Genomic DNA, 25,146 nt, shown 5'->3' with positions numbered 1-25,146 from the left:
GTAATTCCGATGCCGCGTTTCACGATCCACGATCTGGCCGAGACCATCGACGCCCGCGCGGCGGCCGGCGGCGAAGCGTCCTATACCCGCAAGCTCCTCGACAAGGGCGCAGAGCATTGCGCCAAGAAGTTCGGTGAGGAAGCAGTCGAAACCGTAATCGCAGCAGTCGAAAACGATCGCGCGCATCTGATCGCCGAGAGTGCCGACCTGCTCTATCACTTCCTTGTCTTGCTGAAGGCCCGCGGCGTAAAGCTGGAAGAGGTGGAAGCGGCGCTCGACAAGCGTACGAATATGTCAGGGCTGGAAGAGAAAGCGTCGCGTAAGGGCTAGTATAAGCCCCAAGGGAAAGGTCGCGTTATGGACATCCGCGCACCCGAGCAGCAGTATAATCCGTACCGCATCTATTCGCGCGAGGAGTGGGCGCGTCTGCGCGACGATACGCCGATGACGCTGGAGCCGGGCGAGTTCGACCGGCTGCGCTCGCTGCACGATCGCCTCGATCTCAAGGAAGTCGAGGACATTTATCTTCCGTTGTCGCGCCTGCTCTCGATCTATGTCGATGCGATGCAGCGCCTGTATTATGCGGAGCGCCAGTTCCTCAACATCCGCGACCGCAAGGTGCCCTACATCATCGGCGTCGCCGGCTCTGTCGCGGTCGGAAAATCCACCACGGCCCGCGTGCTCCAGGCCCTGCTGGCGCGCTGGTCGCCGCGCCCGAAGGTTGAACTCATCACCACCGACGGATTCCTCTATCCGAACGCCGTGCTCGACCGGCAGGGCATCATGCAGAAGAAGGGCTTTCCGGAAAGCTACGACCTGCCGCTGCTGCTCAGCTTCCTCTCCGATATCAAGTCCGGCCGCCGCCATGTGCGTGCACCGGTCTATTCGCATCTGACCTACGACATCGTGCCGAACCAGTGGGCCGAGATCGACCAGCCCGATATCCTGATCGTCGAGGGCGTCAACGTGCTGCAGACCGGCAAGCTGCCGCGCGACGGCAAGGCGGTGCCTGTGGTTTCCGACTTCTTTGATTTCTCGGTCTATATCGACGCCGACGAAGCCCCGTTGCGGCAATGGTACATCAAGCGCTTCCTGGCGCTGCGCGACACCGCATTCACCAATCCAAAGTCCTACTTCAACCGCTACGCGCTGCTGTCGGACGAGGAAGCCACTGCCACCGCGATCGCGATCTGGGAGCGCACCAACCTCGCCAATCTCGAGGACAATATCCTGCCGACCCGCCCTCGCGCGACGCTGATCCTGAAGAAGGGCGCCGACCACACCGTGGAGAACGTGGCGCTCAGGCGACTGTAGTCGCGGCGGTCGGCGGATCCTGCGCGTTCGTGCAGCGTGTCTTTTGTTGCAGACCGGCAAGAGGTATTGGGCTATGACCTTCGAAAACGCGAGGGCTCGATGGTTGATCGTCTCAGAAGTGCTGCGGAACAGCTCGAAGCACCGACCTGCCCGGATTGCCATGTCGAGATGAGGTGGTACCGCTCGGAACTGCTCGCGGACGAGCCGGTTCCGGTCATTGCGCATCTCTTCGTATGTCCGCATTGCAAGCGTGCGGCAAAGACCGACACCATCTTCAAGGGCACCCCGGGGCCGCCCGACAAGCTCTCCGCACCGCGCTTCATAGCTTGCGCCGCGTAGCAGGTCATTTCCGGACCTCCTGTTGCTCTTTCGAGCGGACGAAGACCTGCCAGGCCGTCAGGAACATAGCCGCGACGAGTGGGCCGATGACGAAGCCGTTTGCTCCGAAAGCCGCAAGGCCGCCCAGGGTGGCGAGCAACACAATGTAGCTCGGCATCCGGATCGACTGTCCTACCAGGATGGGGCGGAGAAAGTTGTCCGCGAGGCCGATCACGAAGGTGCCGAAAGCGAGCAGGATGATTCCCTTCGTGACCGAGCCTGCCACGAGCAGATAGAGCCCGGCCGGAAGCCATACCAGCGCGGAGCCGAGCACGGGCAGAAGCGAGAGCAGCGCCATCAGCGCGCCCGCCAGTAGCGGCGCCGTCAGTCCGAGCAGCCAGAAGATCACCCCGCCAAGCGCGCCCTGAATCAGGGCAACGAGGATGATTCCCTTGATGGTCCCGCGAACCGCCAGGGTGAACGCATGCAGAATCTCGGCGCTGTGGCTCGCACGCAGCGGCAGGGCGTCGCGGATGCGTGCGTTCAGCTCGTCACCGTCGCGCAGCAGAAAAAACAGCAAGTACAACATCACGAGCAAGCTTGCGACGAATTCGAGGGTCAACTGACCGATGTTGATCGCGTGCCCGGCCAGCTGCTGGCCAGCCGGGACGAGCAGGCCCGACAGGCGTTCCTTCAGGGCCGAAAAATCGATGCTGGCGAGGCGATCCGCCATGGGGGCAGCCCAGTCGGGCAGCGCGGATTTCAGCTGCTGAAGCGGATGAGCAAAGCTGATCTCCCCCGACTGAACGCGCTGATACAGCTCCCCTCCCTGGTCGATGAGCGAAGCGATGACGATCGCGACGGGGATCAAGACGATCACCACCACGATGACGACGGTGGAGAATGCGACAAGGTTGCGCTTTCCCGGGAGGGTTTCCAGGAAGCGTCGATAGAGCGGGGCGAAGATGATGGCCAGCAGCGTGGCCCACAGCAATGCTCCGGAGAAAGGCCAGAGCACCCAGCCAAATGCTAGCGTGACCACGGCAAGCAATACGAGAAATGAGCGGTCTTCCGATGTTCTCACGTGTTCGCCAGCCTTTCAGTCGGAACTCGCAAGACGTGGGTATCACAAGTCGATCGTGCGGGGGCAAGTCGCACAAGGTCAATCTGTCTGCGGCGTTTCGGCAATGTCTCGGCAAATCTCGGTTTGCGCAGACGTTGGCCGGATACCCTCCACGTGAGCCGGCTCGTCGAGAGGCCGGGGAAATCCGGCCCCTCCATCACGCCAGCGATCAGGGTCGAATGTGGGCGCTTCACTTGCCGGCTTTGGCGCTCCAATCTGCAGGCTTGAGGCGTCCGGCAAAGGTGGCGGGGCCCGAGCTGCCGGCCTTGTAAACGAAGGCCTCGCCTTCCCCGACGTCGCCGGCCTCCTTCCCGAAGGCATCGGCGATGTTCGTCTTGTGGGTGACCAGGAAATTGTTGCTGCCTGCCTTCGGCGGCGCGTCGACGAGCTTGCGCACGGCCTGCCCGGCCTTTGCATTGGCGCCGGTGGGGTTTGCCATTCCCGATGCGCTGGCGTTGCTGCTGTCCGTCAACGCGTCGACCGGCTTGACCTCGCGGCCGGAGATCAGCTTGCCGGCCTCGATCGCACGGTTGAGCCGGCTGGTGTAGACATCGCCGATCGGGATCGCGAGGTCCTTGACCGCTGCCCCGATCTGGAGCGCCATGTCCCTGCCCTTTTCGCTGAGCTGACGCTGGGCGCTCATGTCGTCGAACTTGAAGGGGTAGACGTCCTTTTGGTTGTCATCGGTGGCGGTGTGCCGAAAGATCAGCACGTAGCCGCCTTGCTTGAGCGCGGCGATGAGCTCCGGCGTATCGGCCGCGGCGTATCGGGAAAATCCAGCGAGAAGGACAGTAAGTACGAGGCGGCACAGCACGTTCATGCGCGAAACCCTCCTGCAATGCCCCCCGGAGGATGGTGACGCGCAACGCGGTCGATTTCAATTGTCGATTGCCAGATGGGATGAGGTTCCCGTGAGGTTTTCGATCAGACTGCCAGCCGCCGTGACGCCGCCAGCCCTGCCAGCGCTTCGTCCAGCTTGTCGCGATCGAGCGGCTTGATCAGGAATCCGTTCATGCCCGCTTCGAAGCAGGCATAGCGATCCTCCACCAGCGTATTGGCGGTGAGCGCAAGGATCGGCGTGTGGTGGCCGCCGGTCGCCGCCTCATGCGTTCGGATTCGCTTCGTCGCCTCGATGCCGTCGAGCTGCGGCATCTGGATGTCCATCAGCACGAGATCATAGGGCGTGCCGGCCGATGAAGCGGCGAGCCAGGACTCCAGCGCGGCCTCGCCGTGGACGGCGATGACGACGCGATGGCCGAGCTTCGTCAGCAGCGAGCGCATCAACAGCGCGTTGATCTCGTTGTCCTCGGCGACGAGGATCGACAGGGCCTTGGTCGCTCCTTTGGCCGGCGTCGCGCCGGCAGCTTCCGCCGGTGGTTCCGGCGCCAGATCGGGCGAGGCCACCTCCGGTGTCATCGCAAGGCGCGCGGCGAGCGAGGCCGCCCGCAGTGGCTTCACCAGAAAACCGGTGAAGGCCGGGGACAGCTTTTCGTGGCGCGAGCCAGAGGTCAGCAGCACGAGGCGCTGCAACGCATGCGCGCGGGCCATTTCGCCCAGCTGGTCGGCCGCGGCAGGGCCGATCGCACGATCGATCAGCACCGCGTGCCATGAGCGTTCCGGCAGCAGCGCTTCGGCGACCGCGGCATCCGTAATCATGCAGGTCTGGCCACCCCAGCGCTCGAGGCGCCGCGCGATCAGCGAGGCCTCGATGCCGTCGGCGACGAGGAGCATCGACTTGCCGGTGAGGTCGGGACTTGGAAAGGCCGTCTGTCCCGCGCTGGCTTGCGACGGCGGAAGCGGCACCGCGATCTCGAAGGTCGAGCCTTTGCCCGGCTCGCTCGCGAGCGTGATCCGGCCGCCCATGCGCTTGACGATGCGCTCGCTGATGGAAAGGCCGAGCCCGGTGCCGCCATAGGTGCGGGCGACGCGCTCGTCGGCCTGCTCGAATTCGCGGAAGATGCGCTGCTGCGCCTCCGGCGCAATGCCGATGCCGGTGTCGCGGACCAGGAAGCTGATCTCGTTCGGCCAGATGCCGGGCTCGACGATCAGCGCGACGCCACCGCTCGCGGTGAACTTGATGGCGTTGCCGGCGAGGTTGAGCAGCACCTGGCGCAGCCGCGCGGCATCACCGACCACCTCCAGCGGCAGGCGCTCGTCGACATAGGCGGCGATCTCGAGCGCCTTGGCCTGCGCGCGGGGCGCGAGCAGCTCGGTGATCTCCTCGACCAGGGTCGAGAGCGCGAAGGGACGCTGCTCCAGATCAAGCTTGCCAGCCTCGATCTTGGAATAGTCGAGCAGCTCCTCTATCAGCGCCATCAAGGCTTCGCCCGAGGTTTTCACCGCCTTGGCATAGGTCGCCTGCTCCGGCGTCAGATTGGTGTCGAGCAGGAGGCCGCCCATGCCGATGATGCCGTTCAGGGGGGTGCGGATTTCGTGCGAGGCCATCGCGAGGAAGCGCGATTTGGCGCGGTTGGCGGCGTCGGCCTGGTCGCGCGCGTCGGACAGAGCGCGTTCGGTCTCGGTGCGGTCGGTGACGTCGCGTCCCACGCTCTGCAATTCGGCGGGCTGTCCGGCATCGAGGCGGACATAGCCTTCGCGCCAGGCGATCCAGCGCGCGCCGAGCGGGGTTGCGATCTTCTGGTCGTGGATGCGTGTGCCGCTGCTCTCGCGGGCGCTGTCACCCTGCTCCAGCACGTCGAAATCGAAGCGCGTGCCGACCAGCGCGCTGCGCGCCTGTCCTGCGAGCGCGCAATAGGCTTCGTTGGCAAAGGTGATGCGGCCATCGGTAGCGCGCAGCACGATGAGGTCGCCCTGCTGCTCGAACAGGCTGCGGGCGCGTTCTTCCGCCTCCTTCAGCTCCCAATTGCGGTCGATCAGCGCCTCGTTGTGGGCTGCGAGGCTACGCAGTCGCTTGTTCACGAAACGCAGGCGCATGCTCAGCGTCGCAAGGCCGAGGCAGGCGAGCGCGAACAGGAAGCTCGCGCCGATCGCAAAGGTGTGGGGATCGTAGCCGGAGTTCTCGGACCGGCTGCCGGACACGAAGCCATAGGCGCCGCCGAAGGTCGCCGAGAAGATCATGAAAGAGCGGATCGCGAAAGCGATGCGGGGATGCTGTCGCCTGAAGCGGCGCATGCGCACCTTGATCCGGAACGTCCGACCCATCGCCACCGACCCCGACTCTTCTTCGAAATACCGCCACCCGCCGTCTGCGACGATGTCGCGCCGACCTTGCGAACAGCTTGAGGCTTTGGCGCTGCCTCCAAACAGGGTTGACCAAGTGTTAATGGCTCAGAGCGAGGCGGCCTGGAGCGGGAGCGGGCGATGGCCGCCATGGGCGCCGACGATCAGCGCCGCGGCCTCGCGCTGCGAGAACGACTTCGAGCGCACATAGATGCGGTAATCCGCCGGCCCTTCGGTGGAGAGATAGATCACCTGGCCGCCATCGACGGGCTGAGCGGCAATCGAGACGAGGCGCGTCGAGGGATTGGCCTGACAGGAATCCGGCTCGGAACCGAGACCGTCGTCGACCACGGCGAAGTCCGCAGTATCGGCATCGTCGGTGATCTGAACCCGCACCGTGGCCCGGGCGGGATCTTCGGTGAAGGCGACATGGACGCCGGCGGTCCAGAACAGGGAGGTGAGCTCGACCGAGGTTTCGCCGAGGGCGATGCAGGGATGCGAGACCGATCCGATCTCCGCGCGGGCGAACACCGCAGCCGCCAACAAGGGAACAACCGAGGCCAGGATCTTGAAACGCAACATGACACTCTACTCGCCGAGGCCCCGGGGAACTCATTGGGCCTTATGGTTTGCAGAGCGTAAAGGAAACTCGTTACCGCCGGGTTGATGCGCGGAATGATCAAGCCATCTGGCGCACATCCTCCGCGAGTGCGCGGTAGGACAGCGCTTCGGCGAGATGCAGCCGGCCGATCTTGTCGGCGCGATCGAGGTCCGCCAGCGTGCGCGCCACCCGCAGCACGCGGTGATAGCCGCGCGCCGACAGCCGCATGGTCTCGGCGGCGTCGCGCAGCAGCTTCTGGCCCTGCGCGTCCGGCTTTGCGATCTCCTCCAGCACAGAGGCAGGAGCCTCGGCATTGGTGCGGACACGGGGCAGGCCGGCATCGGCATAACGCGCGAGCTGGATGTCGCGCGCTGCCGCCACGCGGGCGGCGACTTCGGCGGAGCCTTCCGCCGGGGGCGGCAGGATCAAGTCGGCTGCGGTCACGGCAGGAACTTCGATGCGCAGGTCGATACGGTCCATCAGCGGGCCGGAGATGCGCGCCTGGTAGTCGCCGGTGCAGCGGTCGACGCGGCCGCGCTTGCAGGCATAGCCCGGCTCGAACGCGTTGCCGCAGCGGCACGGATTCATCGCCGCGACCAGCATGAAGCGGGCAGGGTAAGTGACGCGATGATTGGCGCGCGACACCGCGACCTCGCCGTTCTCCAGCGGCTGCCGGAGCGAATCCAGCACGCGCGGATCGAACTCCGGCAATTCGTCGAGGAACAGCACGCCCTGATGTGCCAGCGAGATCTCGCCGGGCTTTGCGCGCATGCCGCCGCCGGTGAGCGCGGCCATGCTCGCGGAATGATGCGGCGAGCGGAACGGCCGCTTGGCCGTCAGCGCGCCGCCCTCGATTTCGCCGGCAACGGAGGCGATCATCGAGACCTCGAGCAGTTCGCTCGGTGACAGCGGCGGCAGGATCGAGGGCAGGCGCGCCGCGAGCATCGATTTGCCGGCGCCGGGCGCCCCGATCATGAGCAAATGATGCCCGCCGGCGGCCGCGATCTCCAGCGCGCGCTTGGCGCTTTCCTGGCCCTTGATGTCGCGCAGGTCGAGCGTGGAGGCGGCGGGCTCATGCACCTTCGGTGACGGCCGCGACAGCACCTGGGTGCCCTTGAAGTGATTGGCGATCTGGATCAGCGAGCTCGCCGCGATGATCTGGATGTCCGGGCTCGCCCATGCCGCTTCGGAGCCGCACGAGGCCGGGCAGATCAGCCCTTCCTCGCGCATATTGGCGCCGAACGCGGCGGGAAGAACGCCGGCCACGGGCGCGATCGAGCCGTCGAGGCCGAGCTCGCCGAGCACGGTGAAGCCGGTCAGCGCATCCGGCGGGATCGCGCCGATCGCCGCCATCAAGCCTAGTGCAATCGGCAGGTCGTAATGGCTGCCTTCCTTCGGGAGGTCGGCCGGCGCCAGGTTGACGATGATCCGCCGCGCCGGCAGCGCCAACCCTGAGGCGATCAGCGCCGAGCGCACCCGCTCGCGCGCCTCCGACACCGCCTTGTCCGGCAGGCCGACGATGGCAAATGCCGGCAGGCCCGGCGCGACCTGCACCTGCACGTCGACCGCACGGGCCTCGATCCCCTCGAAGGCGACGGTGGAAACCCGCTGAACCATGCTCAAACCAGCCTGCCCCTCTCGCACAATTAGGGGTAGCAGAGACGGACCTTCTCCGGTAATGGGTCCGTTCAATTGTGACGAACGTAGGCTTGCGTTTGGAGGGTAGCACAACCGATACTCCGCTCGCGGGGGAATCGTATGCCTATAAATTTTGTGCCCGAACGGGGCCGCATTCTGATTTGTGATTATGACATGGCGAGAGTTTCGCCGGAGATAGACAAGGTTAGACGGGCGGTCGTCGTTTCGCCTCGGTCTTATAATCATCGCCACGGAGCTGGTCCGGGCCGATGTTTGGTCGTGCCATTTTCCGCGACTGCGCCCCACGCCGCTACCCCGGCTGACGTTCCTTTCGCTGCCGGAAAGTATGAGACCCTGACCGTGGATACCTGGGCGGTTTGCACCGCAATAATGAACGTTTCGCACTCCAGATTAACCCGTGTTTTCATAGGTCACGGGAACTATTCAGGAGAGTCGCTAGATGCGAACGATCTAAAAAAGGTTGAAGAGGGACTAAAACACGCCTTGGGGTTCCCCTAGTTCCTTATTGAAAAATTAGTTTCGTGGGGACATATTGTAGGTCTATCCCTTCGGGGACCTGTCGGGGCGAGGGTGTTGCCTTCTTACGGCGAGGCGCATACCGGCCCCAAACAAAAAGCCTCACCCTAACGGGTGGGGCTTTTTCTATGCGGCTAGCCGTATTTGACGCGCCTCACGCGCTTCCCAAGCCTCGATCATGTCAACCATGTCCGCCATGGTCCAGACCCGCAGCGTGACGCCAGCAGCCTTTGCCGGTGTCGTCTTAAGCGTCTGATGGACACGAACGAAGTTGTAGAACATGGAGTGCAATGCGACTGCACAAGCATGGTTCTCGATTTTCTTAGAGAAGCCATTGGTTAAGCGGGTGAAGCGGCGCATTGACATTCGCATCGTCAAGTTCTGGCGCTCCACAAAGGACGTGCTGACGTGCGCCATGTCAGGGCTTCCGATGATTGCATCTTTTTCGATGCCTATGCACACGGCGGGGCTATACCGCCGCTCTGGCGCGCTCCCGCCGTAGTCCTGTCCGTACTTCTTTATCAACATTGAATAGTCGATGTCGGTGCCGAAGGCATCGACAACAGCCTGCACGTAAGCTTTATGGCCATCGCTCGTCAGTTGGATACGGTGCGAAAGGCGCTCGCTGAGATCGCCGATAAATTCCTTGGCGGCGCCGTATGAGCGATCAGAAACGTAGAAGCTCGCCAGCAGCTTGGTATCGGCGCAGAGCGCAGTCCAAGTCCAGACATCGCCAGCGTCAGCCGAAGCAACCTTCGCCTTGGCGACGTTGCGGCTTTTCACCCGCACAAAAGACCAGACCTCATCAACCTGCACTCGCTTGCAGGGCAGGTTCCGAAGAACTCGGTCCTGATACCCTGCCGATGCGCGACCGGCGTCGATGAGCAAGCGAAGGATGGTGTTCTTGCCGGCTCCAGTCACGCGCGAGATGGCTCGGATGCTCATCCCTTCACAGAGAAGCGTGAGGATTTTCGCGCGTTCGGCTTTGTCGAGCTTGTTCATGGCAGGGAATATACGGCCGTATGCTTGAGCGGTCAAGCATTAGATTCCATTAACCATATTCGTATGGAGCTATTTGTAGTCTGGTGGCATCAACGGAGCTGGCGGCGGAATGTAGCCCACGGCAGGGCACGGTTCCCATTTCAGCCAATAGCCCTTGCCAGGAATACGGACGAACCGCTCCTGCATCCGCCACATCATGGTGCTGAGCACCATCAGTGCGTCTTTGCCCACGATCTCGACGCCATCAAGCTTTAGGGCCATGAACAAGTCATCGCGCGGGATCGGATGCCCCAATTTCCGCAACAGCCGCTCGACATGATCCCCTACGATTTTTCGATCCGGATTGGCCGTTTGCTTGCCCTTCTTGGCTACTGGCGCTGGCGGCGGCTTGAGCGTGAATTGCAGTTCGCCAGTCGGGGAGGAAAAAGCCATATAGTCAGAAATGAACTGCTTAACCCGTTCCAATTCCTTGCGTTTCGTCTCGATCTCCTGTTGGAGAGCATTGATTTCGCCGGCAAGAGCATCGCGCCGCCGCTCTGCATTCTCTAGCGCGCTGTCGGCCACGAGTATGTTCCTCCTGTGTTCTGATACAGGTCGTATTAGCTGCCCGCGAAGATTCTTTCAACAGGAGCTTTGTATTGTATCTGAGATATGGTAAGGAACTGGCGTCGGAAACGACAACGGCCACCCGATTCGGGTGGCCGTGTGTGGCTCTGAAACCAACCAGCGGGGGTGTCCCGCCGGGAGAAGATCGAGGAAGTCGTGTCTATCCACCTGAGCTTCGGCAGAGAAATGGAGAGGGCTGCAACCCGTCTCCAACCGAGGGTTGGAATATCATGACAACCTGGGGGCGGAAAAATCCGCCCCTTGTTTGTTTTTATATTGTTTTCCCCCCATGAAGTCAAACTGTCTTTCGCGATTCCGCTAGGAGTCGCAATGATTTAGCCGCCAGAGTCAAAAAGCGATTATTTCCAGACTCTTAAGAATCGCGCCGCCATCTAGATTGCGCGGCCCGCCTCGCGATCTCGCTTCGCTGCTCAGGCGACAGACTAGCCGCGCGGGCCTTCCCACCCTTCAGACCCCCGCGCCGGCCAAGAGCCACCGCCGCCGGATCCTTCTCCCTTGTATGATCGTCTGTTTCCTCGCCGGTAGCTATACCGATGACTTTCTTGGCGAGTTGGTTGGGGTCTGTCGGGCGCTTCGCCACGGCGATCTCCTGCATGAGCGGTCATGCAGAATATGCGCCTACCCCGCGCGATCCGCTAGGTGGCGACCAAAAACGTCACAATTGAACGGACCCATTACCCCTTCTCCGCAAGAACAATACGGGAACGATCCCGGAGGGCGAGCAAGCCCTAACCAATCGTAAACGCCACGCCGACACTAAGCCTCGAATGCCGGCTTCTGTCCTCAGCACATTCCAACGAATGTCCGCTACTCCTGAGGCTGCGGGATGGGCCGTGGTCTAACGGGTGAACAATTCAAATGCTTGCAAATCGCCGGAGAAGCGAACGTCGGGTGTGCAGCCGGCTCGCCAAGATCCATTTTGGCGCGGGCTCGCTGCCGCGGGACTGCACGATCACCGATATCTCGGATGGCGGCGTGAAAGTGGTGGCGGAATTCCTTGAAGTGCCGCCGCAATTCACCATCATCTTCGCACCCGACTATTCCCGCCAATGCCGCCTGCGCTGGCGGATCGGCTGCGAATTCGGTGCCGAGTTCACCGACTAAAGCGCGATGCGATGAGGACCAATCGTCATCGCGCTTTAGGTTGTTGTTTAAGCATGATCTTTCCGGAAAACCGCTGCGCACTTTCCGGATCATGCTTTGAGGTCACACAGGCCGCGTCCTTAACGGGACTTTAGCGTTAATCGGTAAGCATCTCTGATCAGTTGCCGAGTGATCAGAGTATGTCCAAGCGTTCGTCCCTCGCCTCTTCCCCGGCGAGATTGCTGCTTCCCGCACTCCTGGTGCTTGTCCTCGGTGGCTGCCAGACCGCCGGCATCGAGGATGTGACCGGCGCGCTTGGCGTTAGATCGGAAACGGCTGTCAAGGCCGACGCCAAGGCTGACGCCAGGTCCGACATGGATGCGTTGCGCGAGCGCTATCGCGCCAAGCCCAGTGATCCCAACGTTGCGCTCGCCTACGGCAAGGCGCTGCGCGAGACCGGCCAGCGCGCGCAGGCGGTTGCGGTCATGGAGCAGGCGGTGCTCGCCCATCCCAGCAACAAGGCGCTGCTCGCCGGCTATGGCCGCGCGCTCGCCGACAGCGGCAATTTCCAGCAGGCCTTCGACGTCCTCAGCCGCGCGCATGCGCCGGAGGATCCGGACTGGCGCATCCTGTCGGCGCAAGGTGCGGCGCTCGATCAGCTCGGCCGCAACGAGGAGGCGCAGCAATATTATGCCGCGGCGTTGAAGATCGTGCCGGACGAGCCGACCGTGCTGTCCAATCTCGGCCTGTCCTATATGCTGCAAAACAATCTGCCGAAGGCCGAACAGGTGCTCGGCCGCGCTTATCAGCGCAATCAGAACGATGCGCGGGTCCGCGCCAATCTCGCGCTCGTGCTGGGATTGCAGGGCCGCGAGGCCGAGGCCGAAATCCTCGTGAAGGCAGATTTGCCGCCGGACCAGGCCGCGGCCAAGGTCGCGGCGCTGCGGCAGCTGCTGGCGAAGAAGCAGCAGCGGGCGGACAAGTAGTCCGCCCCTTTTGGTGTACGCTTACGACGCCTTGCGATGCGGCGCCGAGTTGCGGCTTGACTTGCCCTTCAACTTCTTCAGCAGCGGTCCGAGCAGCGAGCGCTTCGGCTTCTTCACCTCGCCGCGGCCGGCGAGGCGGTTCGCCATGTTCTGGAACAGCTCGGTGGTGCGGTGGTTCTTGGAGACCTCCGCGATCATCTGGCCGTTATTGGCGGCGGTGGAGAACAGCTTTGAATCGAACGGGATCACCGCGATCGGCTGGCTTTCCATGGTCTTGGCGAACGCCTTGACCTCGATCTCCGCGCGCTTGTGCATGCCGACCTGGTTGATGCAATACAGCGGCGGCCGGTCGTTCGGCCGCGCCGCCTTCAGCACGCTCAGCATGTTCTTGGTGTTGCGCAAATTGGCGAGATCGGGCTCGGCCACGATGACGATGTCGTCGGCGTTCACCAGCGCGCGCCGCGTCCAGCCGGACCATTGGTGGGGAACGTCGAGCACGATGCAGGGCGTGGTCATGCGCAGCGTGTCGAACACGGCGTCGAAAGCTTCGGCGCCGAAATCGTAGACGCGGTCGAGGGTGGCAGGCGCCGCGAGCAGGCTGAGGCGCTCGGTGCATTTGGAGAGCAGGCGCTCCATCAGCGCCGTGTCCGGCCGGTCCTGCGACAGCACCGCGTTGGCGATACCCTGCACCGGGTCCTGGTTGTAGTCGAGGCCCGCGGTGCCGAAGGCGAGGTCGAGGTCGATCACGACGGAATCGAGCGCGAGGTCACGCGCAATGGTCCAGGCCAAATTGTGCGCGACGGTGGAGGCGCCGACGCCGCCCTTGGCGCCGACCACCGCGATGACGCGGCCGGTGATGATGGCCTCGGAGGCCGAGAACAGACTGCAGATGGAGCGGACGACGTCGAGGGTTTCAACCGGTCCCACCACATAATCGTTGACGCCGCGGCGCACCAGCTCGCGATAGGGCGCGGTGTCGTTGGGATTGCCGATCACGACCACGCGTGTGCCGGGGTCGCAGACGCCGGCGAGGTCGTCCAGTCCCTCGAGGATGTCGCGCGTGCCGTCGGATTCGATCACGATCACGTTCGGCGTCGGCATCGATTCATAGACTTCGATCGCCGCGGCAAGGCCACCGTCCTTGGCGGTGAGGTGCGCCTTGGCGAGCCGGCGGTCCTGCCCGGCCGCGGTTACCGCGGCCAGCGTCTTCTCGGTCTCGCAAAAGGCCTGCACCGAAATGCGGGGAACCGGCGCAATGTGTTCCTCGGGGTGCTGCGGATCGTCCGCTTCTTCGTCGTGGATGCCCGTCATTTGCCTGTGTCGCTGAGCTTGGCCCTGTCGGCCTCGGAATTGGGAGTCGAGATCGCAGTGCCCTTGCGGTAGCGATCAAAGGCGATGTCGCGCCGCGCGGTATAGGCCGGCGTCTCGGATCGCGGCTGCTCGAGGTCGGCCGGATTGTCGATCATCGCGGCGAGATTGCGCTGGCTGGCGCAGCCCAGATTGAAGTAGGGCCGGTTCTCGTTGTAGCCGGGATCGAGGATGTTGGGGCCGAGGTCTTCCGGCCACAGCCCGCAGGGGCCGGCGACCGCGGCGATCTTCGAATAGCTCAGGCGGATGGTGGGCAGCAGCCCGGGATCTTCAGGGCGATAGGGATGCTGGACGATGGCACGCGACGGCACGCCGCCGGATGCGAGCACGGAACGGATTTCCCGATAGGTCGCAGCCGCCGCGCGCGAATTCGCAGCGTCGACGGGAACGTCGACGACGACGGAGCCGGTGCCTTCGCGCACCCAGTCCCGGGCGATGCCCGCGACGTCCGAATGCTGCGCGGCCGACAGGCCGCCCCTCGCCTTGCCGACGAAGATCACGATCGACTTCTTGCCTTCCTGCACCGCGATCGGGTGGCGCTGGCGATAGTCGGTCGGCACCGTCTGGGTGACGATCTCGCCGGTGGTGTTGCAGGCGCCCAGCATGACGGAGAGCCCCGTCAGTGCCAGCGCGACGCCTAGATTGCGACGTCGATCGGCTGTGGTCTTCGTCATCGCTTCGTCCCCTCTTGCCCGATTCCTGCCCCGTTCCCCAGCCGTCCGTTCGTCTCAGTCGATGATGAAGCCGAAATCGCCGGGCGCGCCGGCGATCGGATCGACGCGACGCGCGATGCCATAGAGGCGGTTCATGCGGCCGAGCAGTGCGGTCTGCGCGTCCGAGGCCGGCGCGAAGCCGTCGTCGGGCCGCGCCAATTCCTTCTGGGCGACCGCGCGCACCACATAGGGCGTCACGATCACCATCAGCTCGGTCTCGTTGTTGACGAAGTCCTGGCTGCGGAACAGCGCGCCGATGATCGGCACCTGGTCGACGCCGGGCAGGCCGTTGATCGCCTGCTTGGTCTGCTGCTGGATCAGGCCGGCCATCGCCATCGAGCCGCCCGAGGGAATTTCCAGCGTCGTCTCGGCGCGGCGAGTCTGGATCGAGGGGATGGTGATCGAGTTGCTCGAGGTCGAGGACACCGCCTGCGTCAACGTGATCGAATTCGTATTCGACAGCTCCGAGACCTCGGTCATCACGCGCAGGCTGATGCGACCTTCGCTGAGCACGACGGGAGTGAAGTTCAGGGAGATGCCGAACTTCTTGTAGGTGACCTGGGTGGTACAGACGTGGGTGACCGGATCGCAGGAATAGCCTGCCGGGATCGGGAATTCGCCGCCGGCGATGAAGGTGGCGGATTCGCCCGAGATCGCGGTCAGGCTCGGTTCGGCGAGCGTGCGCATGACGCCGGCGCTTTCCATCGCGCGCATGGTGGCGCTGACGGTGGCGACGCCCTTGGCGAGGCCGGCGACGCCGAGCCCGTTGCTGCCGACGATCGGTCCGCCCGAGACCGAGAACGGGTTGGAATTGTTGAAATTCACCACCGCGGTGCCGGCGTTCAGGCTGGCGCTGAGATCGACGCCGAGCTGCTTGACGATGTCGCGGCGCACTTCGCCGACGACGACCTTGAGCATCACCTGGTCGCGGCCGCGCACGACGATGCTGTTGACGACCTTGTCCGAGCCGCCGACCAGTTTTGCGGCGACCTCGCCGGCCTGCTGGGCCTCGACTGGGCTCGACACCGATCCGGTCAGCATCACGCTGTCGCCGACGCCTTCGATCTGGACGCCCGGCAGCGACTGGCGCAGGGCCGCGCGCATGCCGTTGAGGTCGCGCTTCACTGCGATGTCATAGGAGGCGACCTGCTGGCCGTCGGCGGTGAAGAACACGACGTTGGTCTGGCCGACCTGGCCGCCGATGATATAGGCGCGCTGGGCCGAGCGGATCACTGCATTGGCGATCTTGGGATCGGCCACCAGCACGTCCTTGACCTCGCGCGGCAGGTCGATGACGACGGATTTGCCGACGCCAAGCGAGAGAAAACGCGTCTTCGCCGACGCGATGGTCCCGACCGACGACACGCCGAGATCCGGTGCCCGCATCGGCGCCTGGTCGCCGACCGGCGCATCCGTCGCGCTGACCAGGTCGGGGGCTGCGAGCAGCCCCAGCACCAGCATCGTCCCCGTCCAGAACGAGCGCGTGCGCTTCCCCCGAAGGCGCAGGCCCATCCGATCATCCCCGTAGTTCATGCTATCCCCATCATCACTTCTGTGACGTCAATTGCCGTGCCTGCACCCCGTAACGGATCACGTTCACGCCGCCCGCACGCTTGATCCCCTGGTCCTCGGGCGTGCCGTCGACTGCGTTGGCATCGACGATGCTCCGCAGCGCGAGCTGGAGCGTGCCGCCCTGGCGCGCGGCTGCGAGCACTGCGACCTGGTCGGGCCGAAGCTCGAGCGTGACGGTCTTGCCGACGACGGCGTTCTGGCCGTCCTTCTCCTTCGGCGCCTGGTCGATCGCGAGCACGCGGATGTTGGTCAGGATGACCTCGGACAGGACGAGGTCGTTGCCGCCGGTCGGACCGTTGTTGTTGGCGCCGTCGGGGTTCTTCAGACGGCGAGTCAGGACGATGTCGACGCGGTCATTCGGAAGGATGAAGCCGCCAGCGGCGGTCTCGGCTGAAATCTCGGTGGAAACGGCGCGCATCCCGGCGGGCAGGATCGCGGCCATGAAGCCGGAGCCGTCGGCCTTGACCAGCTTCTGCTCGCGGATCGGCTCGCCCTGCATCAGGGGGACGCGGGCGATCGAGCCGGCAATCTGGGTCTGCGCCTCGGGCCTGCTGTCGCGGCGGATGAAGGCGCTGCTCGCGGTCGCTGCCGGCCAGGCCTGCCATTGCAGGTCCTCGGGCTTCACGGCCTGGCCGAGCCCGATGTCGGACTTGGCGACGAGGACCTCGACGGTCGGCAGCTTCTCGGCGACGGGCAGGACGGGCGCGGGCTTGTTGTCGAAGCCGCTCGCCAGATACGCAGCGACACCACCGGCGCCCAGCGCGATGACGAGAACGACAATGCGTGCGGTATTCATACGCTTCTACTCTTACGCGGGGCACTCGAACCGCACCTGGCGGGTTCCCCGTGTCGATGAGTAGGGAGTAAAAGTATAAGGGGTGTTGCGAGGCCGAATGCGATGGCCGGCCTCGATGCTGGTTTTCGGCAGATGGTGAACGCGGCGTTATCCGGTCGGCCAGCAGCCCCGTAGATTCACGCAGTACGGAACGTCCGTTCGAATGACATGCGCGGCGTCATGGTGAATGGGTGGTTAGTGGTGTGTGGGTGCGATCATGCCAATGAGATCGCAGCGCGCTCCATAACATCGGTGTCGTCCCGGCGAACGCCGGGACCCATAACCCCAGGGAGCAGCTTGACGAAGATTGAGCGCCCGGTACCGCGACCAAGCTCCCCGGATAGATTCCGCGGTATGGGTCCCGGCGTTCGCCGGGACGACGCTGAGGAGAGTTCGCGCGCTCCGCAACGTCATCATTGCAGAGTGCTACTTCGCCCGCTTCTGTTCGATCACGTCCCAGACCTTCGCCGCAACATCCGGGCCACCGAGGCGCGCGATAGCGCGGATGCCCGTCGGCGAGGTGACGTTGATCTCGGTGAGGTTGCCGTTGATGACGTCGATGCCAACGAACAACAGGCCGCGCTCGCGTAGCGCCGGACCGACGGTGGCGCAGATCTCGCGCTCGCGCGGGGTGAGCTCGGTCTCCTGCGCCGCGCCGCCGCGCACCATGTTGGAGCGGAGGTCGTCGGCGGCCGGCACGCGGTTGACGGCGCCGGCGAACTCGCCGTTGACCAGGATGATGCGCTTGTCGCCGTGCCTCACCTCGGGGATGAATTGCTGGATCACCCAGGGCTCCCGGAACGTCACCGAGAACATGTCGAAGAGCGAGCCGAAATTCATGTCCTGCGGCATCACGCGGAACACCGCTGCGCCGCCATGGCCATGCAACGGCTTCATGACGACGGCGCCGTGCTTGTCGCGGAACGCGTTGATCTCATCTAAGTCGCGCGAGATCAGCGTCGGCGGCATCAGCTGCGGAAAATTCATCACGAACAGCTTTTCCGGCGCGTTGCGCACCGAGGCGGGATCGTTGACCACCAGCGTCTTCGGATGGATGCGCTCCAGAAGATGTGTCGAGGTGATGTAGGCGAGGTCGAACGGCGGGTCCTGGCGCAGCAGCACCACGTCAAAGCCGTTCAGCGCCTCGCGCCTGGGCTCGCCGAGCGTGAAGTGATCGCCCGGCTCGTCGCGCACGGTCAGGAGCTGAACCGGAGCCACGATCTCCTCGCCGACCATCGAGAGCTTGTCGGGCGTATAATAGGACAGGCCGTGGCCGCGCTTCTGCGCCTCCAGAAGCAGCGCAAAGGTGGAATCGCCCTTGATGTTGATGCGGGCGATGGGGTCCATCTGGACGGCGACGTTCAGTTTCATGGTCTGCCTTTCAGGTCGAGGCGTCGAATGCCGCCAACACATGGCGCGGAAGTGAGCGCGGCGCAATCAGCATGGCGTCGAATCGCAATTCGAATTCGGCATGCTCGGGATGCGCCACGAGCCAGCCTTGCGCGGCGTCGATGATGCGCTGCTGCTGGCGCGGCGTCACGGCGAAGGCCGCGTCATCCAGCGTGGCCCGCGCCTTGACCTCGACGAAAGCGATCAGATTGCGGCGGCGCGCCACGATGTCGATCTCGCCATGCGGGGTGCGGTAGCGTTTGGCCAGGATGCGATAGCCCTTGGCCATGAGATAGGCCGCGGCGCGACTCTCCGCGGAGATGCCGGTGTGGAACGCGGCGACGCGCTCGGGCGAGGCGACCTTCGGCTCCACCGGGACCTCAGTCTTCGCCATCGCCGCCCCTTAAGTCCTTGGCGAGCTCGAGCGCGCGAGCATAGACCTCGCGGCGCGGCCGGCCCGAGAGCGCGACCGCGTGCGCGACGGCATCCTTGACGCTGTGCGCGGCAAGTTGCTCGCGCAACAGACCGTCCAGCGCATCCGACGTCAGCATCTCGGCGTCGGCCGCCGGCGGCGCGATCACCAGCACGAACTCGCCGCGCGTCTCCAGCGTATCGGCCTCGCGCGCCAGCTGGCTCAACGGAGCGCGCGAGATCTCCTCGTGCAGCTTGGTCAGCTCGCGGCAGATCGCGGCCTCGCGCGCCCCCATGATCTCGGCGAGCTCGGCCAGCGTGTCCTGCACGCGGTTGCCGGATTCGAACATCACCAGCGTCGCATCGATGCGCGCGAGTTCGGTCAAGCGCGCCTTTCGCGCGGCGGATTTCGCCGGCAAAAAGCCTTCGAAGAAGAAGCGGTCGGTCGGCAGTGCCGCCACCGACAGCGCCGCCAGCACCGAGGACGGGCCGGGCAGGGCATACACCGCATGGCCGGCGGCGCAGACCTCGCGCACCAGCTTGAAGCCGGGATCGGAGATCAGCGGCGTGCCGGCGTCGGAGACCAGCGCAATCGAGCCGCCCTGCCCCAGCGCCTCCAGGATTTTCGGGCGCGCGGCTTCCGCATTGTGCTCGTGATATTGCTTGAGCTGCGCGGCGATGGCGTAGCGCTCGGTCAGGCGCCGGGTGATGCGGGTGTCCTCGCAGGCGATGACATCGACGCCGGCGAGGGTCTGGAGCGCCCGCAGCGTGATGTCGCCGAGATTGCCGATGGGGGTTGCGACCAGATGGAGGCCCGGTGCCGCCTTCGGCGCCGCAAGCCGATGGGCATCGATGCAGAAACCGCGCGAGGCGGCGTCTTGAGCTTCAGGCGTATTTATCGGGACCGGCTTTGCGCGCATAATGAAGTCAACTTAGGCACGATCCGCAGGGCTGGGAACCGGTTCGCCGAAAAAGATCGCGCCGAGGTGAGGGGCGAGGAACGGACGGGAATGTGATCGATCCAGGATCACGCCGAGAGGGCGTGAGGGCTCTCGCGCCATATTCGCGACCGAAACGCCGCCTTGATGCTGAATGAGCGAGGGCAAATAGCTGCCGGGACAGCAAGGCGGCCGCGTTAAGCGGCTATTATCCTTTTGTTTCGGTTAACTATTTGCCGACAATATGCCTGAATCCGTGGCTTGTGTCGTGGAAAGAATGTCGTGACCCGCCGGCGCCGACGGGTCAGAAGAGAAGCTGAAATGGTGGGCCCGCGTTATCCAAAATCTCCCGTTCCGGGGTCCCTGATGTCAGGGGCGACCCGCCGGAGCGCGCTCGGCCTGTTGCTCGGCACGCCACTGCTGTCGGCCTGCGCCGGCGTGCAGCAGAGCCTGAGCCAGTTTTCCAACCCCTTCTCGAACTCGACGCCGCCGGCTCAGCCCGCAGGTCCCCCGCAACAGGCGACGACCGCCGGCACCGGCGGCGTGAAGGTCGCCGTGATTCTGCCGCTCTCGGCCGCCGGCAATGCCGGCTTGGCCGCGCAATCCATGCGCAACGCCGCCGAGATGGCGCTGGCCGAGTTCCAGAACCCGAACATCCAGCTGCTGATCAAGGATGACAATGGCAGCCCGCAAGGCGCGCAGGGCGCCGCGCAGCAGGCCGTCGACGAAGGCGCCGAGATCATTTTGGGACCGCTGTTCGCGCAATCGGTGCCGGCGGTGGCGCAAGTCGCGCGCACGCGCGGCATTTCCGTGATGGCGTTCTCGACCGATTCCAGCATCGCCGGCCGCGGCGTCTATTTGCTCTCCTTCCTGCCGGAGTCCGACGTCAACCGCATCGTCGAATATTCCGCCAGCATCGGAAAGCGCTCCGTCGCCGTGCTGGTGCCCGACAATGCCTATGGCAATGTCGTCGAGGCCGCGGTGAAAGCGGCCGTGCCGCGCCGCGGCGGGCGCATCGTCTCGTTCGAAAAATACGGCGCCGATCGCGCCACGCCGGCGCGCACCGTGGCGCAGCAACTCGGCAGCGCGGATGCGTTGTTCATTGCCGATGACGGCGATGCCGTGGTGACGGTCGCAGATGCGATGACCGCGGCGGGCGCGAACTTACGCAACATCCAGTTGCTCGGCACCGGCCTGTGGGACAATCCGCGGGTTTATGCGAATGCGAGCTTGCAAGGCGGCCTCTATGCCGCGCCCGACCCGGCCGGCTTCCGCGCCTTCTCCGGCCGCTACCGCACCAAATACGGCGCCGAACCGATTCGCACGGCAACGCTGGCCTATGACGCGGTCGCCCTCGTCGCCGCGCTGGCGCGCACGCAAGGCACCACGCGCTTCTCGTCCGACGTACTGACCAATCCGTCCGGCTTTGCCGGCATCGACGGCCTGTTTCGTTTCCGTGCGGACGGCACCAACGAGCGCGGGCTTGCGGTGATGAAGGTGACCCAGGGTGGCGGCGTTGCCGTCGCGGGCTCGCCGAAGAGTTTTGGGGCGTAGTTCGGGACGACAGTGCCGTAGGGTGGGCAAAGGCGCGCTTCGCGCCGTGCCCACCATCTCTCAGCTAATCGCATGGAATTCGTGGGCACGCTTCGCTTTGCCCACCCTACGGCAGCGCGTTATGCCGCGAGATCCGCGACCACTGCATCCAGCACCGGAAAACCGCTGCTCGTCACGCGCAAGCGGCCCGTCGCATCCACCGTGATCGCGCCTTCCTCGCGCAGCAGCGCGATGCGCTTGGGATCGAGCGGGCGGCCGGAGAGGGCTTTGTAGCGCTCGGGGTCGATGCCTTCGGCGAGGCGCAGTCCCATCAGCAAAAATTCGTCGGCGCGCTCTTCGCTGTTGAGCAGATCGTCGGTGACGACACCATGGCCATTGGTCTCGACCCGCATCAGCCAGGCCTCGGGACGCTTCTCGGTGGCGGTGGCGTGCCTGACGCCGTCGATGTCGAGCCGGCCATGCGCGCCGGGGCCGATGCCGGCATATTCCTCGCCGCGCCAATAGACCAGATTGTGCCGGCACTCGGCGCCGCGCCGTGCGTGATTGGAGATCTCGTAGGCGGGCAGCCCGAGCTTGTCGCAGGTCTCCTGCGTGACGTCGTAAAGCGCGCGCGCCACCGCTTCGTCCGGCGTCTTCAATTTGCCGGCCTGGTGCAGGCCGAAGAACGGCGTGCCTTCCTCGATCGTCAATTGATAGAGCGACAGATGCTCGGCCGCTTCGTCGATGGCGAGACGCAGCTCATCGGCCCACATCGCCGGCGTCTGGTCGGGACGGGCGTAGATCAGATCGAACGAATAGCGATCGAACGAGCGGCGCGCTATGGCGACGGCATCGAGCGCCTCGCGCGCGCTGTGCAGGCGGCCCAGCGCTTTCAGCGAGGCATCGTCGAGCGCCTGCACGCCGAGCGAGACGCGGTTGACGCCGGCGGTGCGATAGCCGGCAAAGCGCGTGGCTTCGACGCTGGTCGGATTCGCCTCCAGCGTCACCTCGACATCGCCGGCGACGGTCCAGTGCTTGCCGATCGCATCGAGCACCGCGCCGACCGTTGCGGGCTGCATCAACGACGGTGTGCCGCCGCCGAGAAAGATCGAGGTGACCTCACGGCCGGGCGAGCGCTCGGCGGTGGCTGCGATCTCGCGCGCGAAGGCGGAGGCGAAGCGCGCCTCGTCGATCGCAGCGTGGCGGACATGGCTGTTGAAGTCGCAATACGGGCATTTCGACAGGCAGAACGGCCAGTGCACGTAGACGCCGAAGGCTTCCTTAGCGCGGCTCAAGGCAGATCTCCGCCAGTTTCACGAAGGCGCGGGCGCGATGCGACAGGCCAAGGCCGAGCGGCGGCAGGCCGTGCTTCTCGATGCTGTCCATCTCGCCGAAGGTGCGGCTGTGGCCGTCCGGCAGGAACATCGGGTCGTAGCCGAAGCCGGCGGTGCCGCGCGGCGGCCAGACCAGCGTGCCGTCGACGCGCGCCTCGACCTCTTCGAGATGATCGTCGGGCCAGGCGACGCAGAGCGCGGAGACGAAATGCGCTTTGCGCTTGTCCGGCGTGGTGGCGCCGCGCTCCTGCAACAGGCGCTCGATCTGCGCCATCGCCGCGGCGAAATCCTTGGAAGGTCCAGCCCAGCGCGCGGAGAAAATGCCCGGCGCGCCGTCGAGTGCGTCGACCACGATGCCGGAATCGTCGGCAAAGGCGGGAAGCTTGGTCGCCCGCGCTGCCGCGATCGCCTTGATCGCGGCATTGCTGCGGAAATCGTTGCCGGTCTCGTCGGGCTCGCCGAGGCCGAGCTCTCCGGCCGACACCGCCTCGATGCCGTACGGCGCGAGCAGCTCCTTCATCTCGGCGAGCTTGCCGGGATTATGGGTGGCGATGACCAGCTTTCCGGTGATTCGGCGGTGCATGGGCTTATTGACTACGCGACAGCCAGTTTCTGCAAGTCCACGAGACGCGCGATGCCCTTTTGCGCCAGGGCGATCAGCTTCAGGAACTCGTCCTGCGTGAACGGCTCGCGTTCCGCGGTGCCCTGCACCTCGATGATGCGGCCGTCGCCGGTCATGACGAAATTGGCGTCGGTCTGGGCTTCCGAATCCTCGGCATAGTCGAGATCGAGCACGGGCGTGCCGTTGTAGATGCCGCAGGAGATCGCAGCGACGTTGTCGCGCATCACATTGGCCTTGATCATGTTGCGCGCCTTCATCCAGTTGATGCAATCGGCGAGCGCGACCCAGGCGCCGGTGATCGAGGCCGTGCGCGTGCCGCCGTCGGCCTGGAGCACGTCGCAATCGACCGTGATCTGGCGCTCACCGAGCGCTTCGAGATCGACGATGGTGCGAAGCGAGCGGCCGATCAGGCGCTGGATCTCGACGGTGCGGCCACTTTGCTTGCCGGCGGAGGCCTCGCGGCGGGTGCGTTCGGAGGTCGCGCGCGGCAGCATGCCATATTCGGCGGTGACCCAGCCGCGGCCCTGGCCCTTCAGCCACGGCGGCAGGCGATCTTCCAGCGTGGCGGTGACCAGCACATGGGTGTCGCCGAATTTCACCAGGCAGGAGCCTTCCGCATATTTGACCACGCCGCGCTCCAGCGTCACGGGGCGCAATTCGTCGGGCGCACGGCGGCTTGGCCGCATGGGAAATCCTCCAAAACTCGCAGGTTAGGGCTATTCGCGGTGCTTGTAGGTGGGGTGAGGGTATGCGGCAAGGGGAAAGGACAAGGCTTTTTCACCCCCGGTTCTCCACCCTGCAAACGCGACGCTTGTCAGAACCCTCCTGGATGGACAAATTATGAGCATCTGAGAGGAGTTACCGTCTGTGGCCCATCACGATCCGATCCATCTGATCGCGCCGCGCGCAGGCCTCGCCCAGCTCAACGAGCGTTCTCGCGACATCTTTCGTCAAATTGTCGAAAGTTACCTCGCGACCGGTGAGCCCGTGGGCTCGCGCAATATCTCGCGCCTCATCGCCATGCCGCTGTCGCCGGCCTCGGTCCGCAACGTCATGGCCGATCTGGAACAGCTCGGCCTGATCTACGCCCCGCACACCTCCGCCGGTCGGCTGCCGACGGAACTCGGCCTGCGGTTCTTCGTCGATGCCCTGATGCAGGTCGGCGACCTCAACGAGGCCGAGCGGCAGTCGATCCAGAGCCAGCTTGCCACCGTCGGCCAGGCGCAATCGGTCGAGGCGGCGCTGGACCAGGCGCTGACGCGGCTGTCGGGCCTGACCCGCGCCGCCGCGGTGGTGCTGACGCCGAAATCCAATGCGCGGCTGAAACACATCGAATTCGTCCGTCTGGAACCGGAAAAGGCGCTGGTGATCCTGGTCGGCGAGGACGGCCAGGTCGAAAACCGCGTGCTGTCGCTGCCCCCCGGAGTTCCCTCCTCGGCGATCACCGAGGCCGGCAATTTCCTCAATGCGCGCATCCGCGGCCGCACCCTGGCCGAGGCGCGGCTCGAGCTCGAGACGGCACTTGGAGAGGCCCGCGCCGAGCTCGATCAGCTCGCACAGAAGGTGATTTCCGCCGGCATCGCCAGCTGGTCCGGCGGCGAGAACGAGGATCGCCAGCTCATCGTCCGCGGCCACGCCAATCTGCTCGAAGACCTGCATGCGCTGGAGGATCTGGAACGGGTGCGCCTGCTGTTCGACGATCTCGAGACCAAGCGCGGCGTGATCGACCTGCTGGGGCGTGCCGAGACCGCTGAGGGCGTGCGTATCTTCATCGGTTCCGAGAACAAACTGTTTTCCTTGTCCGGCTCCTCTACGATCATCTCGCCCTATCGGGATGCCGCCGGCCATATTGTCGGTGTTTTGGGCGTGATCGGGCCAACCCGGCTGAATTATGCCCGCGTGATCCCGACCGTGGACTACGCGGCCCGCATCGTCAGCCGTCTTTTGGGAGGCTGATCGGCGTTTCCGCCGATCACGGGCGCTTGATTTTCGGCGCTTTAGGCACGATATCCGGGCCAACAA

25 protein-coding genes are annotated in these 25,146 nt (G+C 64.7%); 8 read left to right on the top strand and 17 right to left on the bottom strand.

Translation table 11 applies throughout. The features are described 5' to 3' along the window. Positions 1-9 precede the first annotated feature (9 nt). The 3 genes from CIT37_RS01015 (at position 10) to CIT37_RS01005 (ending at position 1,653) form a co-directional block, all read left to right on the top strand. On the top strand, positions 10-330 hold the full coding sequence (locus CIT37_RS01015) for a phosphoribosyl-ATP diphosphatase (protein WP_018323522.1): 321 nt from the start codon (positions 10-12) through the stop codon (positions 328-330). Between the two features lie 27 nt (positions 331-357). Next, on the top strand, positions 358-1,314 hold the full coding sequence (coaA, locus tag CIT37_RS01010; RefSeq protein WP_028139389.1) for a type I pantothenate kinase: 957 nt from the start codon (positions 358-360) through the stop codon (positions 1,312-1,314). A gap of 99 nt (positions 1,315-1,413) precedes the next feature. Beyond that, positions 1,414-1,653, top strand: a complete 240-nt coding sequence (locus tag CIT37_RS01005) for an SIR2 family protein (protein ID WP_028139390.1) — start codon at positions 1,414-1,416, stop codon at positions 1,651-1,653. Positions 1,654-1,657: 4 nt separating this feature from the next. Here CIT37_RS01005 and CIT37_RS01000 read toward each other — a convergent pair whose 3' ends face one another. The 5 genes from CIT37_RS01000 to CIT37_RS00980 form a co-directional block, all read right to left on the bottom strand. After that, on the bottom strand, positions 1,658-2,716 hold the full coding sequence (locus tag CIT37_RS01000) for an AI-2E family transporter (protein WP_095424550.1): 1,059 nt from the start codon (positions 2,714-2,716) through the stop codon (positions 1,658-1,660). Positions 2,717-2,945: 229 nt separating this feature from the next. Then, the gene (locus tag CIT37_RS00995; RefSeq protein ID WP_095424551.1) at positions 2,946-3,575 is read right to left on the bottom strand and encodes a histidine phosphatase family protein; all 630 of its coding nucleotides are present in this window, start codon (positions 3,573-3,575) and stop codon (positions 2,946-2,948) included. Between the two features lie 104 nt (positions 3,576-3,679). Beyond that, a complete protein-coding gene (locus tag CIT37_RS00990) occupies positions 3,680-5,917 on the bottom strand; it encodes an ATP-binding protein (RefSeq protein WP_161966303.1) in 2,238 nt (745 codons plus the stop codon). A 126-nt stretch (positions 5,918-6,043) separates the two neighbouring features. Beyond that, positions 6,044-6,517 (bottom strand): hypothetical protein, encoded by a 474-nt coding sequence (locus CIT37_RS00985; protein ID WP_028139394.1) that lies wholly within the window; start codon positions 6,515-6,517, stop codon positions 6,044-6,046. Between the two features lie 97 nt (positions 6,518-6,614). Then, positions 6,615-8,153, bottom strand: coding sequence for a YifB family Mg chelatase-like AAA ATPase (locus CIT37_RS00980; RefSeq protein ID WP_095424553.1), 1,539 nt, complete (start codon positions 8,151-8,153; stop codon positions 6,615-6,617). 141 nt (positions 8,154-8,294) lie between these two features. Between CIT37_RS00980 and CIT37_RS40100 the strand changes: the two genes are divergently transcribed. Next, complete coding sequence (locus tag CIT37_RS40100; protein ID WP_095424554.1) at positions 8,295-8,693, top strand: type II toxin-antitoxin system PemK/MazF family toxin; 399 nt, start codon at positions 8,295-8,297, stop codon at positions 8,691-8,693. Positions 8,694-8,837: 144 nt separating this feature from the next. Here the strand turns inward: CIT37_RS40100 and CIT37_RS00975 are convergent, their stop codons facing one another. Both CIT37_RS00975 and CIT37_RS00970 read right to left on the bottom strand, forming a co-directional pair. Next, complete coding sequence (locus tag CIT37_RS00975) at positions 8,838-9,713, bottom strand: helix-turn-helix domain-containing protein (protein WP_095424555.1); 876 nt, start codon at positions 9,711-9,713, stop codon at positions 8,838-8,840. A 69-nt stretch (positions 9,714-9,782) separates the two neighbouring features. Then, complete coding sequence (locus CIT37_RS00970; RefSeq protein ID WP_095424556.1) at positions 9,783-10,277, bottom strand: hypothetical protein; 495 nt, start codon at positions 10,275-10,277, stop codon at positions 9,783-9,785. A gap of 921 nt (positions 10,278-11,198) precedes the next feature. Here CIT37_RS00970 and CIT37_RS00965 point away from each other — a divergent pair. Both CIT37_RS00965 and CIT37_RS00960 read left to right on the top strand, forming a co-directional pair. Beyond that, positions 11,199-11,444: a PilZ domain-containing protein gene (locus CIT37_RS00965; RefSeq protein WP_011083489.1), complete on the top strand. Its 246-nt coding sequence runs from the start codon at positions 11,199-11,201 to the stop codon at positions 11,442-11,444. Positions 11,445-11,623: 179 nt separating this feature from the next. After that, positions 11,624-12,409 (top strand): tetratricopeptide repeat protein, encoded by a 786-nt coding sequence (locus tag CIT37_RS00960; protein ID WP_095424558.1) that lies wholly within the window; start codon positions 11,624-11,626, stop codon positions 12,407-12,409. Between the two features lie 21 nt (positions 12,410-12,430). Here the strand turns inward: CIT37_RS00960 and CIT37_RS00955 are convergent, their stop codons facing one another. The 7 genes from CIT37_RS00955 to rsmI all read right to left on the bottom strand — a co-directional run bounded on the left by CIT37_RS00955 (position 12,431) and on the right by rsmI (position 19,617). Beyond that, complete coding sequence (locus tag CIT37_RS00955; RefSeq protein WP_028139397.1) at positions 12,431-13,720, bottom strand: CpaE/TadZ family protein; 1,290 nt, start codon at positions 13,718-13,720, stop codon at positions 12,431-12,433. Further along, positions 13,717-14,451 (bottom strand): CpaD family pilus assembly protein, encoded by a 735-nt coding sequence (locus CIT37_RS00950; RefSeq protein ID WP_028139398.1) that lies wholly within the window; start codon positions 14,449-14,451, stop codon positions 13,717-13,719. Before CIT37_RS00950 ends, CIT37_RS00955 begins: the two co-directional genes overlap by 4 nt. 54 nt (positions 14,452-14,505) lie before the next feature. Continuing rightward, the gene (locus tag CIT37_RS00945; protein WP_038972284.1) at positions 14,506-16,023 is read right to left on the bottom strand and encodes a type II and III secretion system protein family protein; all 1,518 of its coding nucleotides are present in this window, start codon (positions 16,021-16,023) and stop codon (positions 14,506-14,508) included. A 13-nt stretch (positions 16,024-16,036) separates the two neighbouring features. After that, positions 16,037-16,858, bottom strand: coding sequence for a Flp pilus assembly protein CpaB (gene cpaB, locus CIT37_RS00940; RefSeq protein ID WP_038972285.1), 822 nt, complete (start codon positions 16,856-16,858; stop codon positions 16,037-16,039). A gap of 465 nt (positions 16,859-17,323) precedes the next feature. Continuing rightward, the gene (gshB, locus tag CIT37_RS00935) at positions 17,324-18,268 is read right to left on the bottom strand and encodes a glutathione synthase (protein ID WP_038948653.1); all 945 of its coding nucleotides are present in this window, start codon (positions 18,266-18,268) and stop codon (positions 17,324-17,326) included. Between the two features lie 10 nt (positions 18,269-18,278). Further along, positions 18,279-18,680 (bottom strand): YraN family protein, encoded by a 402-nt coding sequence (locus CIT37_RS00930; protein ID WP_028139402.1) that lies wholly within the window; start codon positions 18,678-18,680, stop codon positions 18,279-18,281. Then, complete coding sequence (rsmI, locus tag CIT37_RS00925; protein ID WP_038972286.1) at positions 18,667-19,617, bottom strand: 16S rRNA (cytidine(1402)-2'-O)-methyltransferase; 951 nt, start codon at positions 19,615-19,617, stop codon at positions 18,667-18,669. Before rsmI ends, CIT37_RS00930 begins: the two co-directional genes overlap by 14 nt. 339 nt (positions 19,618-19,956) lie before the next feature. On the opposite strand from rsmI, the gene CIT37_RS00920 reads away from it, so the two are divergent. Beyond that, positions 19,957-21,189, top strand: coding sequence for a penicillin-binding protein activator (locus tag CIT37_RS00920; RefSeq protein WP_028139404.1), 1,233 nt, complete (start codon positions 19,957-19,959; stop codon positions 21,187-21,189). A gap of 119 nt (positions 21,190-21,308) precedes the next feature. Here CIT37_RS00920 and hemW read toward each other — a convergent pair whose 3' ends face one another. Genes hemW through rph form a run of 3 tightly spaced genes read right to left on the bottom strand, consistent with a single transcriptional unit; the run spans position 21,309 to position 23,810 of the window. Then, entirely contained in the window at positions 21,309-22,463 is a 1,155-nt protein-coding gene (hemW, locus tag CIT37_RS00915; protein WP_038948647.1) for a radical SAM family heme chaperone HemW, read from the bottom strand. Beyond that, positions 22,450-23,085 (bottom strand): RdgB/HAM1 family non-canonical purine NTP pyrophosphatase, encoded by a 636-nt coding sequence (rdgB, locus tag CIT37_RS00910; RefSeq protein WP_028139406.1) that lies wholly within the window; start codon positions 23,083-23,085, stop codon positions 22,450-22,452. Before rdgB ends, hemW begins: the two co-directional genes overlap by 14 nt. 11 nt (positions 23,086-23,096) lie before the next feature. After that, the gene (gene rph, locus CIT37_RS00905) at positions 23,097-23,810 is read right to left on the bottom strand and encodes a ribonuclease PH (RefSeq protein WP_018323503.1); all 714 of its coding nucleotides are present in this window, start codon (positions 23,808-23,810) and stop codon (positions 23,097-23,099) included. Positions 23,811-23,991: 181 nt separating this feature from the next. Between rph and hrcA the strand changes: the two genes are divergently transcribed. Continuing rightward, a complete protein-coding gene (hrcA, locus tag CIT37_RS00900; protein WP_028139407.1) occupies positions 23,992-25,080 on the top strand; it encodes a heat-inducible transcriptional repressor HrcA in 1,089 nt (362 codons plus the stop codon). The last annotated feature ends 66 nt before the right edge of the window (positions 25,081-25,146 follow it).

It is taken from the genome of Bradyrhizobium ottawaense (genome assembly GCF_002278135.3).
GTDB classification, from domain to species: Bacteria; Pseudomonadota; Alphaproteobacteria; order Rhizobiales; family Xanthobacteraceae; genus Bradyrhizobium; species Bradyrhizobium ottawaense.
The sequence above is the reverse complement of the archived record's forward strand: the minus strand, read 5'-3'. Positions and strand labels throughout refer to the sequence as shown.